The organism is Alicyclobacillus tolerans, assembly GCF_900142255.1.
Taxonomy (GTDB): Bacteria; Bacillota; Bacilli; order Alicyclobacillales; family Alicyclobacillaceae; genus Alicyclobacillus_I; species Alicyclobacillus_I tolerans.
The window spans coordinates 1-12,409 of sequence record NZ_FRAF01000030.1; the positions used below are offsets into that span (position 1 = coordinate 1).

Here is a 12,409-nt window from a genome sequence, read left to right on the forward strand (position 1 = left end):
TGTCTCAGAGCGTTATGAGAAGGGAGCGATTATTCTCACCTCTAACAAGTCATATGGGGCTTGGGGAGAAATTTTTGGTGACACCGTGCTAGCAACCGCAATTCTCGACCGTCTTTTGCATCACTCCAGTACCGTAAATATTAAGGGTGAGAGTTATCGGATACGGGAAAAAAAGAAAGCTGGATTCTTCAAGATAGACTCTTCAAACGGTGATCAATTGATCCCGCCAGCGAATCTATCTACGGACGCTTAGTTGATGAAACTGGGGAGTTTTCGATTGATGTTTTTGGGGAATTTTCAATTGCTCTTGACATGAAATAGAAAATTTCGTGAATCGACATGTGATGTTGAAGTATTCCAGGGTAAACTGTCACCCAATGAGGGATCAACTAATTTGCGGGAGAGCCAACTTTCATCAGAATATGCAAGCAGGAATGCATTGCAGCAAAATCGGGTTGATTAACAGGCGAGTATGGTTGGATAATCGCGCTGGCTCTATACAGCAACATCGGTGGTATCCTAAGAACCACCTCTTTTGTCTTGACTTCATAAACATATATACATTGCATTGTTATGTATATAGTTATATACTTCGTGTGTGGAATCGAGGTGATTTGATTTGGAGATCAATACACAGGTTCTTAAAGGCTACATCGACACGATCATCTTGTCTCTTCTGAATGAAGGAGAGATGTACGGGTATCAGTTAGCCAACGCTGTCTGGGAAAGAACCGGCGGAAACTTTGAACTAAAGGAAGGTACGATGTACTTGTCTCTCAAAAGACTTCAAGCTAACGGGTTCATTGAGTCTTATTGGGGTGGTAACGAAGGTGGAGGGGCGAGAAGAAAGTACTACTATATTTTGGATTCTGGAAAGAAGTTGTATGATGACAAGGTTAAGGAGTGGCGATTGGTAAAGTCCCTTTTAGATACCTTTCTGAAGGAAGGCGATGACCACGATGCGTGAGATCGATATGTACGTTGACTCCATTTACAGTGATTTAGAGGACAGCCCGGAAGTGGCGGAATTGAAGGAGGAAATGCGTAATCACTTGATTGAGGCCTCTAAAACTTTACAACAACAAGGATATTCCGAAAAGGACAGTATCCGTGTAGCCATTGAGCGGTTTGGTGATGAGGATAGCCTGCGGAAAGGACTTAATAATTTGTATCATCCTCCTGGTGATGATTCAGAGTCCCCGGCCCCGGCTCGAAACAACGGGATTGTTGCACTGATCTTGTCGGCTTTGTCGATTGTGGTTCCGTTGCTTGGCTTAATCTTCGGTGTCATAGGCTTTTTGATTTCGAGAAGGAACGCAAAAAATCGGAAGGCAACGCCCGGTTCTGTAAGGATGTCGTCAATTGCATTAGTCATCAGTATCGTTGGGATTGTGATTCAATTATTGGAGATCATCGGAACGATTAGCTTCTACTCGAACTAATCACCGTGAACTTGTTCCAAGGCAGGGTCAATGTAGAGTATTGCTTTTTGGTATCGATCTTTTAGCACAATCTTAGCTGCGTAGGCTGCATTTTCTGCACTTTCAATTTCACCTATGCTTCGATATATCCGACTTTTCCAAATCAAGAACCGCCCGCCGATATGACTGTTGCTGTCTGGAACCAACCTGAAAGCATAGTCACACCAACGCAGGGCGTCTTCGTATTCCTTCTGATAAAAGTGGAGTCTGACAAATTCTTCGATCAGCTCCGCTTCGTGCTGTTTCATGTTTCCAGCTTTGTAAAACCCCCAAACTTGATACAATAGCACCATTGCTTCTTTGAATTGAAAAGAATCCAACATCAGAACAGCAATTGCGTGCTTTGCGAACATATGCAATTTTTCGTCTACATTGAAAGACTGCTTTTCCACAATCCCAAAGCATTCCATCGCCTGCTCCCGATAGTTCAAATATCGGTAGCACCGTCCTAGGCCAAGATAGGCCCGCAATTTGCGGTGGTCTTCCTTGCAATGTTTTATTCCAGACAGAAATACCTCGATAGCTTCTGAATACTCTTCAAGCTCCATCAATGCGCTGCCCAGGTTGATTTGAACCCTTGGAATAAGGTGCAGAGGCGGACAATCATTCAGAATGTCCTTGTACGTCCATACCGCTTCCTGATACCTCCCCAAGTTGAAGTAACAGTTTCCAAACAAAACCCGGAGTTGGTACACCTTATTCAGTTCTATATTTTCCATTTCAGCGATTTTGATTGTTGATCTCAACGCCTGTAAGACTTCACGGCTCGACGAAATTTTTGCCCACTCTTGTACGGTTTTTATCATGTCGTCTGATGCATCGAATTTATTAAAGGTTTTCCATGCGCTTTCCAGCATCGAAGCATCATGCATTATAACTCCGATTTGAAATAGTCCTCTTGCACTGTTAATGGCTTTTTCATCTACCAAAGTCAGTTCAGAACTGTCTACATGAAGTCGTTGGGCGAAAAGATTCAATGCTTCTGCCGATGGAACAATCTTTCCGCGCTCTATTAAACTCAAGTACGACCTTTCATAAATCCCTTCAACCAATTGTTGTTGCGTCAATCCCCTATTTAAGCGAATTCTCCGGATTCGTCTCCCTATCAATCTTCTCACCCTTCAAAGTTTCTCGTGCGAGAGTAATAGTTTCTCTTTTACTGTGGTTTTAGTGAAAGGAGTGATGCTGTGAATAAACGTATTTGGGCTGCATTGTTGGTGTTGTTTGTATTAGAGGGTTTCGGAGTTATTTTACCCAAAGAAATACCAGGACCGGGCGTGGATGTTGTTCACGTAGGCGTGCATCAATTATAGCACGAATTTTCAAATGCAGATTTTCGGGCGTTCCCTATATTTACGCATTTTTCATCGAAAACGCTGTATTTCACAAAACAGAAGGAGTTGAAAAAATGAATAAGTTCAAGACAATGGTTGCTTTCGGTTCAACGGTAGCAATGCTCGTAACTTCGTTTCTCTTATTTTCTGTTGAAGCATTTGCTGCAACTACCAATACGAATACATCCAATGCAAATGCAATGTCTTTGTCGCAATACGAAAGCTACCTCTCTCAATTGAACACTCCACAGGCCAAAAATACTCTGACTCGGTTTGAGGCTCTCAGCAACAGCCAAAAGACCAAGTTTCTAAACCTGTTGTCTAACAAAACAGCTATTCAAAATGCTTTAAGCGGCAAAAGTGTTTCCGGTGTTCAATTAGTATCCACCAAAGTTAGTAATCAGTCAACTCCCAACACGGCCATTTCTCCGAATACGGTTGTCAGCGGTGGTGGCGGTGGCTCTCCAGTAACCGGGACGTTTAGAGACTCCAATTACTTCACGTTGTCGATATTATCTATCCCGATCACTCAGTATTACGAGAATGTGGTCTTCTACACATCCAACAACTTCATTCAGACAATAGATGCGTCAGAGGCGATTGTGAACTACAACTACGACCCAACCGTACAAACATACCTTGAGTCCGATGAAGTGTATATCGGAAACAATACGGTTTACCAGTATGCCACTTTCAGCTACGGTATTGGTATTTATAAGGGACTGTCTGCTCAATACGGAACTGTTCACGTGAATCAGGCTGACAACTTTGACGGTTCGCAAGCCTGGATTCAAAATTACACCGGCTAATCAATTTTATCTGCATATATAAAGGTACAGCATCTTGTACTTTGTCCCTTTTCTCAACGTCATCCGGTGGTTTTTCCGTCTTGTTTTGCTCGTTGTCGTAGACGCTCTACAATCTTGTTCATATGTTCTGTTGCTGCCTGTTACGCCAAGGGCATGGTCTTCCTCAGTCTCCGGGGTATCCACCATCAGCCCGACGAAGATCAAGTCTTCATGAGTTATGCAGTTGCTGTATGAATTCGGTTACGGAAAGAAATGCGATGAAAATTCTATGAAAGCACTAAAAAACACTTGACTTTTCCGAAACGCCTCAGCAATCGCCGAGGAGGCATCTAAATGCCTATCTCTCAGTGATTCGGGTGTGAAGCATGACGGACTTATGTAAGCCACAATTCAAGGAACTTTCGTCGTTTAGCAATGTCGGTGGAGCCCCTGTTCTGCGTACATTTTGGGACAGGTTTGACCTTTCGTTACTTTTGTCTCAGTCAGGCATATTTAAAATCCGAGGCGTTGCCACTTGGGTTCTCGCCTTTGTGTACGTCGTTGGACTTATTAATCGTTGCCCATCGGTTAATGCACTTGCTTCATTCTTCAATGCAGATGACTTGCTCCAGCGTATGACCGGCATTCAGTAGATTACACAGTCTGTTTTCCGCAAGTCAAAAATGCAGCAAAACGCCGCCGGGTTTTGCTGCAAATTTAAACCGCGCTATACACACAGTCTGCTCTGATTCGCTTCCTGACTGGGTTTTCGCAGTGGAAGACGTTCAACCGGAAACGTACAGCCCGTCTTCAGAATGACCCAGACACGGCCCTCGTAGAAGGAGATGTCCTTGCACTAGACGATACACATGCACCACATCCATATGCCAAGGCAATCCCGTTTCTCTACTGGCTCTACGACAGTTTAACCAAAGTCTACACATGGGCGATGAACATTGTGGCGTTGCACGCCATCCGACATAACGGAGTTGAATAACCTTGGTCCTACGCCATATGGACGAAGTCCGAAAACGATGCGGATAATAAGCAATCGAAACTTGACCTGGCATGGCAGGTGCTCCATACCGTCCGAAAACAGGTCAAGTGTCGCCTATGGGTGGTCATGGACCGCTGGTACTTTAGCAATCCCTTTCTGCTTCAGTGTGAATCAGCGAACTTTGACTGGATGACCAAGGTCAAACGCAACACGCAGTTATTCCGCCGGATGATTGAACCCGGAACTGGATGTGAACGCTTTGTGCCGCTCCGTCCGAAGGATCTCATTCGGGATGTCTATCCGATGCTTATGGCACAAACCAACGTGGATGTCTCCTCCGTCGCTTTTGAAGATATTTACATGAAAATGCCAAAGGCTTCAGTGAATCGATGGGTTAAACCATGCACAAAAATGAAATACACCAGAATCGCCGCAGTAGTCGGCAAACGCATGAAACCACAAGAAAATGAAGCAGCCACGGAGCCTGGCAAACTGGTGAACCCGAATGAACCTGTAGAGACTGACGAGATAGTCGTAGAGTACAAAGGAGCCTACCTTCTCATTAGCAACCGTTACGATGCACCAACTGAAGTGATGGGAGCATAGTTGAAGCGTTGGCGAATTGAAGTCTTGTTCCGTACCGCAAAGCAAGAACTCGGCATGCTCAATTGCCATTCACCAAAAGAAAATTATATTCACGCTCACATGACGATGCTCTTCACGGCTGAAACGCTTGTCCGGTACATAACCTAGCAACAAAATACAGCGGGAGAAGGAGATTGCACTCACGGCCAAGTGATCCGCAATCTAATCTGCATCCGCTGTCGTACCCGTCAAGCCGCTCGACAAAATGAGCAAGACTCGATTGCCATCGATCTTGACACAACCGCGGAATGTTTTGCAAGACTCATCCGTAAATTTTGGCCAACAACGCTAGAATTGAGGTGGTTTGAACCTACCAATGCCCAATTATTGAGAGCAACTGCATAGGTCATGCTTTTCTAACAATGAAGCCAGTAAATGGCTCAGGCTGTCGAGACTTTCTCGACAGCCTGAGAGCCAGAGGCTCTCTTTTTTGTCGTTAAAAAAGTTTTATGGCATGTTGAGAAGAAAAATGGGTCATTCTACAAAAGCAAAGATGCTTATAAAGAAAGTGAGTGCGATCCATGCAGTTTAAAAAGTTAGCATGCTGTTTTTTCGTAATGTGGGTTCCATTGTTTTTAGCTTCTCCTTGTGTACAGGCCGCAACGACATTACAAGCTGATATGGTGCGTAAATGTATAGTAATTGATGCAGGACATGGAGGCGTAGACAGCGGTGCGCGTTCTCAGCAGGGAGATATGGAGAAAGATATCAATTTGAAAATAGCCGAGTATTTGCGTGATGATTTGCAACAAATCGGTATTTCCGTTGTCATGACGCGTAATCAAGATATGGATTTGGCGACTCAAGAAGATAGAGCGAATAAACACCGGCATCGTGGAGATTTAAGGGGACGTTTGTTACGTGCCAAGAGTGTTCACTATGACGCGTTTGTTTCCATTCATTGTAATGCGGATCCTTCTCCAGTTTGGAGAGGAGCTCATGTGCTTTATAAACAAGGTGATGAAAAAAGTAAGGAGTTGGCTGAAATTATGATGAATGCCATTCGCGAACACCTTTTGCCAACTCAAAGGGATATAAAAGCGAATCAAAGCTTATATCTTTTAAAAAGACTAGATGGTCCAGCTGTTCTGGTTGAGGTTGGATTTATCACCCATCCAGAAGAATTGCGTTTGCTGAAACAGCCACGCTATCAGAAAATCATTGCTTACTCGCTTTATGAAGGACTGATGCGCTATTTTAATTCAGAATCGACGTCATCCCAACGTTCGACTGTTAGTTTTTCTACTCTGCATGGGTAGCATCATAAGTTTTGCCGTCTTCGCTTGGCATCGAGTGATTCATGCTAGTGAACGAGTGGTGCGAACAAATTCTACAAATTTGCCCAAACTGGAAATTACACGCACCTCCCATGCATGGTTTGGGCAACCGGTATATGTTTTAAAAAATGAATCTGCGGAAAAACTCCTTCATTTGGTCATAGAGTCATGGAACGGAGACCAATTGCCGATTCTCAGTCAGCCCATATCTATTTCTGCCCTTCCAGGTTCTAAAATCACGTTTGCCCCTCAAAATTTAGCTCCATTTGATTTTCAACCAGGAAAAGCTGTTTACTTCTCGGCTCCTGTACTTTCTCATATGAAAAACAGTCAAATATTTACGATTATGTGGATGGAGAATGGTCTAGAACAATATGAAAATGTGAATGTCTCTTGAGCGATATCTGTGCTAAACTAACAAAAGCGAAGTTATATAAAAGTAGTATAGGGTCTATGGCCTTTTCTCTTTGAATTGTTTGATTCGTTAGTTTTGGGAGGGAATTGATTTGGTAAATCAAGATCAGGTGCTCGATGCGCTCCGCAAAGTAGAAGATCCAGAGGTTCATCGCAGCATCGTGGATTTGGATATGGTACGAAATATTGATATTCGCGGTTCGCATGTTTCACTAGAAATCGTATTGACCATTCGCGGTTGTCCCTTACACACTGTCATTGAGGAGGACGTTCGACGCGCATTGGGGGAAGTTCCGGGAATTAAAACGGTAGACGTAAAAATAGGTCATATGACGGATGAAGAGAGAAAACGGTTTGCAGAGAAAGTTCGCGGTCCACAACAGAATACTGGACAACCACTCTCTGAGCTGTTGTCTGAAAACTCTGGGGTTGTCTTTCTGGCGATTGCATCAGGCAAAGGCGGTGTAGGTAAATCATCAGTTACCGCTAATTTGGCACGTGCTCTTGCGGAAATGGGATATCGAGTAGGTGTAGTAGATGCAGACATTTATGGGTTTAGTCTGCCAGCCATATTTAACGCCGTCGATAAAAAACCAACTGTCATTGATGAAATGATTCTGCCAGTAGAGGTAGAAGGTATCAAATTAATTTCCATGCACTATTTTGTTCCAGATAACAGCCCGGTTGTCTGGCGTGGACCCATGCTGGGCAAAATGTTGCGTACTTTTTTCTCACAAGTTCATTGGGGAAAATTAGACATTGTATTGCTTGATTTGCCGCCTGGAACGGGAGATATGGCTCTTGATGTGCATACATTACTGCCGCAATGCAAGGAAATTATTGTAACTACACCCCAGTTGGAAGCGGCTGAAGTAGCCGTACGCGCAGGGATTATGGGTGTTCGTACCCATCATGAAATTGTTGGCGTAGTAGAGAATATGGCATATTTTGAATGTCCTGGTTGCGGTGAACGCTATCCAATTTTTGGCGAAGGCGGCGGAGCCAAGGTTGCGGCAGCTCTTCAAACGGAAGTGATTGCCCAAATTCCTATGGCTATTTTGCAATCTGGACAAAAAGCGTTTTTCGGCAAAAATTCATCTCAGGGCCAGGAATATGCGCTCTTGGCAGAAAGAGTAGCGCGTCGTCTCCATTTGCAGGAACAAGAACAGGTTCAAATCTAATACTCTACAAGGATTGTCAGGACTTAGTTTGATTTCATCTGCAACATTTGTATAAAAACTTAGAGAGCTGACCAACCTCTCTTCAATGGAGTGGATTAAATCAGCTCTCTGACGTTTATGTCCATACAAATTTAGCTGCTGCCCGATTCTTGATTGCCTTCTTCACCACCGGAACCACTTTCACCTTCAGCAGAGCCACCACTCGATTGTTGCTGTGATGAATTCCCACTGCCACCTGGGCTCTTCATACTGTCTGAGACAGCTTTTTTCAGGGCATCTTGGAACTTCATGCGAAACGTTGGGTTGTCCATGGCTTGCATCATGACATTCATAATATCCTTGCGACCTTCTGGAGATTGAAATTGCTCTTCTAAAAAGGTGCTAAAACTTTTTGATTTAAGCAGTACTAACAAATCTTTTTGCGCATCAGGATCGCGTAAAAGTTGTTTCATGGTAGACAACATTTCAGGTTGAGAGGCCTTGGCTAAATCGGATGCAAAAGTTGGATCTTTCATCTGTTCAGAGAGTAGATGCTGAAATTTTTCTGATTGCAAGCTAGCTGTTAATGCTTTACTGACGTCAGCATCGGAGACAGCCAATTGTTGCTTGAAAGTTGGGTCTTTTAGTATATCGTAAAGAGCAGATTTGCCCTCGGGAGAATGTAGAATATCAAGAACCATTTGTTTGGTAGCGCCATAGTCTTGTCCGCCGCTAGCTGCCGAGGCAGAAGACGAATTGTCAGCACCCATGGCGCCTGCGCCACAACCGGCTACGACTGCGGTAGCCATCATCAGAGCTATGGCTGTTGCACGCTTGCTCACAGGCATCCCCCGTTCTCTTGCTTGTTGTCCTCAGTATGTCTAGGAGACCAAGACATTATGCGGTTTGGCAGGACTTCACAGGTTAAGGTAAGATGTGATAGGCAAGCGCCGCCATTTTGATGGACCCTGCAATTTTTAAGATTCAACCTTGGTGGAAACTTTTGCATTGCTGAGCAATTCAGAAACGGTTACAAATTGATAACCTTTGGCTCGTAATTGATGAATAATTTGCGGTAAAGCTACTGTAATCTGTTTGGATGAGTCGCTGGCGTGCATCAGAATGATGTCTCCGGGCACAGCGCGAGAAACTACGCGTTTCACAATGGCTTGTTCACCTGGGTTTTTCCAATCCAATGAATCTGTATTCCATTGGATTACGGTATAGCCCATATCATGTAAAGTTTTCAATACTCTAGGATTAAAATCTCCATTTGGTGTACGAATGAGTTTGGTTTTTACTCCTGTGACTTGTTGGATTGCTTTTTCAGAGAGTGCAACTTGTTCACGTATCCAACTGTTAGGATAATTAGAAAAGTCTTTGTGTAAGTTGCCGTGATTACCAATTTCAAATCCCATATTTTGTATTCTCTTGGCGATTTTGGGATGACGTAAGGTCCAAGGACCACTTAAGAAAAAGGTTGCTTTTTTGACACCCTCTTTTTGTAAAATGTCAAGAACCGGTTCGGGGACTTTGTTTCCCCAAGAAATATCAAACGTCAGCGCAACCACTTTCTTGTCGGTATCCACTTTATAAATGGCATTTGGCGGTTTGCTGGCAGCCATGACCGTTTGCGGCTTGGCGCCAATCAGTCCAGCTGACAAAAGTACAGCCATACCTATACTTGTCAAAAGGCGAAATGATTTTTTAAACACGCGTTTCACTCCTTATACAAAGTTCTCTACGGGCTATTCTTTATGGATTTTCAGCAATCGACTTCCAGTTTCGGAAATCTGCCTAACGCGAAGTGTGCGCCTCTTTCTTGCCTGCTATGCAGTGTTAAGAAATTCGCTGAATTGAAATTGTATGAAGGAGGAAATCTGCGTGAGAGAAAAGGGTTTAGCGGCAATAGGGCAGCGACCTCAGGGGATTCGTACACTTTTTTTAGCTTCACTTTTATTTTTGCTGCTTGGAGCGTTGTTCGGATTTTATCAACCTAGTTTGGCGAGTCATTTGGCTCAGCCCGTTTTGCATCAGATGAAGCAATCTGTACAATCATTAGAAGGGCATAGTTGGTTTCGTTTTTTTCTGTATATTTTTTTGCACAATACATTTAGTATTGCTATGACTATGCTTTTAGGTGTTGTTTTCGGACTTTTTCCTGCTTGGAACATGTGGTTAAACGGTATGGTCATTGGTTATCTCTTGCATGCAGATGCTCAATTGGGCATACCTGCAGGGAAATTGATTCTCTATGGTTTGGCTCCACATGGGATTTTTGAATTGACTGCTGTATTTTGGGCGTCAGCAGTAGGGTTGCTCAATGGGTGGACGTTGTTAACTTCGCTTTTAAACGCATTCCGAAATGATTCGGTTGTCAACCATCCAGTGTCCCCAGAAATTCGTAAAGAGAGCGTTTGGAGGATAGTGATACGCTATAATTTGCGAGCTTTTCCTTTCATGGTAGGGTTGCTGCTCATTGCAGCGGTCATTGAGTCGACCGTAACCCCCCATTTAATTCAAGTTGGCATAGGCTCGCTACATGTCTCACATGGGTAATCAGGAGGGGAAGTATAAAATGGCTAAATTAAGAATTATTGGAGCACCATCCGACTTCGGACAAGGGCGAAGAGGTGTCGATATGGGGCCAAGCGCTATACGTTATGCAGGTTTGTCGGAAAAACTGGCGCGTCTTGGTCATGATGTGGAAGATTTAGGTAATATTGTGGTGCCTACACCTGAGATGCATACCGTAAAGGATGAGAAGCTGAAATACTTTGATGAAGTGAAGGCGGTATGCGAAAATTTATATCGTGAAGTCAGCCGTGTTATGGAGGAGGACGCCATTCCGATTATTTTAGGTGGCGATCACAGTATTTCCATTGGCAGTATGGCTGGAATTGCTGCCAGTCGACGCCCTTTTGGGGTCATTTGGTTTGACGCGCACGGAGACATGAATACTCCAGAAACAACACCTTCTGGAAATATTCATGGAATGCCACTCGCCGTCAATCTTGGTCTTGGTCATCCTGAATTAATACATCTTGGTGGTTTCGCTCCCAAGGTTAAACCAGAAAATGTGGTCCTGGTGGGGATTCGCTCCATTGATGAGGATGAGGCCAAACTGATTCGCCAAACTGGCATTCGCGCTTATACGATGGCAGAGATTGATCGTATGGGTATGGCAGCAGTAATGGAAGAAGCCATTCGCATTGCTTCCAACCAAACGGAAGGAATTCATCTCTCACTCGATTTGGATTCGCTCGACCCAACATTCGCCCCAGGAGTAGGTACACCGGTAAATGGGGGTGTCACTTATCGGGAAGGACATCTTGCCATGGAAATTCTAGCTGATTCTGGGAAGATTCGTTCGGTGGATGTCGTTGAAGTTAATCCTATTCTGGACATTCACAACCAAACGGGGAATATGGCTGTCGAGTTGGTAGAATCTTTGTTCGGTAAGACGGTGATGTAACGGCGTCCATTCTGTTCGCATACCGCCTTCCACCAGGAAGGCGGAGACTCCATTGCTCTATGCAGCGCTTGGGGATTCAATTACCTATGGGTATTCGGCGACAAATCCTAATCATAATTTTGTGTCCTTGATTCATCGAAAAGGTTTTTCGCCCATTCAACCGAATCTGTTTATTTTGGCACGTCCAGGATGGACTTCGAAGCAACTGTTAAAATCCATTCTTCGCACGCCTGAAGTGATTTGGGATGAAACGCGCTATGTAACGCTTTGGATTGGCGGGAACGACGCCATACGTGCGATGCCATTTGTACTTTCTGGAGATTTTGCTCCGTTGCGGCGTGTTGCTGAGCGGCTGCGGGCTAACTTATCCAGTATGATTCAACATATACGTCGACCCAAAATGCAAATCTATGTTGCAAATTTGTATAATCCGTTTCCCAATTCGCATTTGGCGGAAGAAGCCATTCACTTACTCAATGATGCTATCGCTGGCGTTGCAAGGCAAGAAGGTGTCAAGTTGGTCGATATGTATCGTTCATTGCATGGTCGTGAATCGCTGGCCATTGAAGGCTATCGAAGAGGTGTGTTGCAAGATGTGCGCTTGCGGGGGAATCCTATTCATCCTAACGATGACGGACATCGCTGGATTGCTGAGACTTGGTTAAAAGCAATCAGCCCATCGCGTTCGCTTTCCGCTTCCAAACGACAAAAGAAGCAAGGACGGCGGTTGTTGTCAACTCAAAAGTCAACGCATTCATTGAATATCCGGATAGAGAAAACACAAAGGAAAAAAGCGGGATCGGGCAAAAAACTGGCAAGATGATGGGCAGGTGAAGAT

16 protein-coding genes are annotated in these 12,409 nt (G+C 44.2%); 13 read left to right on the forward strand and 3 right to left on the reverse strand.

Features of this window, described 5'->3' with window-relative positions; all coding sequences use genetic code 11:
* The 3 genes from BUA75_RS13620 to BUA75_RS13630 form a co-directional block, all read left to right on the forward strand.
* Nucleotides 1–253, forward strand: a 253-nt coding sequence (locus BUA75_RS13620; protein ID WP_165612033.1) for an ATP-binding protein, incomplete at its 5' end; no start/stop codon positions are given.
* A 366-nt stretch (nucleotides 254–619) separates the two neighbouring features.
* Nucleotides 620–967 (forward strand): PadR family transcriptional regulator, encoded by a 348-nt coding sequence (locus tag BUA75_RS13625; protein ID WP_072875150.1) that lies wholly within the window; start codon nucleotides 620–622, stop codon nucleotides 965–967.
* Nucleotides 960–1,442, forward strand: coding sequence for a permease prefix domain 1-containing protein (locus BUA75_RS13630; protein WP_072875151.1), 483 nt, complete (start codon nucleotides 960–962; stop codon nucleotides 1,440–1,442). The genes BUA75_RS13625 and BUA75_RS13630 overlap by 8 nt, the downstream gene beginning before the upstream one ends.
* Here BUA75_RS13630 and BUA75_RS13635 read toward each other — a convergent pair.
* Nucleotides 1,439–2,599 (reverse strand): tetratricopeptide repeat protein, encoded by a 1,161-nt coding sequence (locus tag BUA75_RS13635; RefSeq protein ID WP_083574368.1) that lies wholly within the window; start codon nucleotides 2,597–2,599, stop codon nucleotides 1,439–1,441. The genes BUA75_RS13630 and BUA75_RS13635 overlap by 4 nt on opposite strands.
* Before the next feature lie 69 nt (nucleotides 2,600–2,668).
* Between BUA75_RS13635 and BUA75_RS16445 the strand changes: the two genes are divergently transcribed.
* The 7 genes from BUA75_RS16445 (at nucleotide 2,669) to salA (ending at nucleotide 8,117) form a co-directional block, all read left to right on the forward strand.
* Entirely contained in the window at nucleotides 2,669–2,794 is a 126-nt protein-coding gene (locus BUA75_RS16445; protein WP_278247886.1) for a hypothetical protein, read from the forward strand.
* 95 nt (nucleotides 2,795–2,889) lie between these two features.
* Nucleotides 2,890–3,624, forward strand: coding sequence for a hypothetical protein (locus BUA75_RS13640; RefSeq protein ID WP_072875153.1), 735 nt, complete (start codon nucleotides 2,890–2,892; stop codon nucleotides 3,622–3,624).
* Between the two features lie 991 nt (nucleotides 3,625–4,615).
* Complete coding sequence (locus tag BUA75_RS15555; RefSeq protein WP_129583664.1) at nucleotides 4,616–5,206, forward strand: transposase; 591 nt, start codon at nucleotides 4,616–4,618, stop codon at nucleotides 5,204–5,206.
* A complete protein-coding gene (locus tag BUA75_RS16605; RefSeq protein WP_129583665.1) occupies nucleotides 5,207–5,353 on the forward strand; it encodes a transposase in 147 nt (48 codons plus the stop codon). It abuts the gene before it with no gap.
* A 449-nt stretch (nucleotides 5,354–5,802) separates the two neighbouring features.
* Entirely contained in the window at nucleotides 5,803–6,504 is a 702-nt protein-coding gene (locus tag BUA75_RS13655; protein WP_207549771.1) for an N-acetylmuramoyl-L-alanine amidase, read from the forward strand.
* Nucleotides 6,497–6,919 carry a hypothetical protein gene (locus tag BUA75_RS13660; RefSeq protein ID WP_129583666.1) on the forward strand — a complete coding sequence of 141 codons (423 nt, stop codon included), beginning with the start codon at nucleotides 6,497–6,499 and terminating at the stop codon, nucleotides 6,917–6,919. The genes BUA75_RS13655 and BUA75_RS13660 overlap by 8 nt, the downstream gene beginning before the upstream one ends.
* 109 nt (nucleotides 6,920–7,028) lie before the next feature.
* Nucleotides 7,029–8,117 (forward strand): iron-sulfur carrier protein/transcriptional regulator SalA, encoded by a 1,089-nt coding sequence (gene salA, locus BUA75_RS13665; protein ID WP_072875157.1) that lies wholly within the window; start codon nucleotides 7,029–7,031, stop codon nucleotides 8,115–8,117.
* Between the two features lie 131 nt (nucleotides 8,118–8,248).
* Here the strand turns inward: salA and gerD are convergent, their stop codons facing one another.
* Complete coding sequence (gerD, locus tag BUA75_RS13670; RefSeq protein WP_129583667.1) at nucleotides 8,249–8,938, reverse strand: spore germination lipoprotein GerD; 690 nt, start codon at nucleotides 8,936–8,938, stop codon at nucleotides 8,249–8,251.
* A gap of 135 nt (nucleotides 8,939–9,073) precedes the next feature.
* On the reverse strand, nucleotides 9,074–9,772 hold the full coding sequence (gene pdaB, locus BUA75_RS13675) for a polysaccharide deacetylase family sporulation protein PdaB (RefSeq protein ID WP_083574372.1): 699 nt from the start codon (nucleotides 9,770–9,772) through the stop codon (nucleotides 9,074–9,076).
* 208 nt (nucleotides 9,773–9,980) lie between these two features.
* Here pdaB and BUA75_RS13680 point away from each other — a divergent pair, with 208 nt between their 5' ends.
* Genes BUA75_RS13680 through BUA75_RS13690 form a run of 3 tightly spaced genes read left to right on the forward strand, consistent with a single transcriptional unit; the run spans nucleotide 9,981 to nucleotide 12,394 of the window.
* Nucleotides 9,981–10,655: a stage II sporulation protein M gene (locus BUA75_RS13680; RefSeq protein WP_072875160.1), complete on the forward strand. Its 675-nt coding sequence runs from the start codon at nucleotides 9,981–9,983 to the stop codon at nucleotides 10,653–10,655.
* Nucleotides 10,656–10,674: 19 nt separating this feature from the next.
* Nucleotides 10,675–11,571, forward strand: a complete 897-nt coding sequence (gene rocF / locus BUA75_RS13685) for an arginase (RefSeq protein WP_072875161.1) — start codon at nucleotides 10,675–10,677, stop codon at nucleotides 11,569–11,571.
* A gap of 52 nt (nucleotides 11,572–11,623) precedes the next feature.
* A complete protein-coding gene (locus BUA75_RS13690) occupies nucleotides 11,624–12,394 on the forward strand; it encodes an SGNH/GDSL hydrolase family protein (RefSeq protein ID WP_072875162.1) in 771 nt (256 codons plus the stop codon).
* Nucleotides 12,395–12,409: the final 15 nt, after the last annotated feature.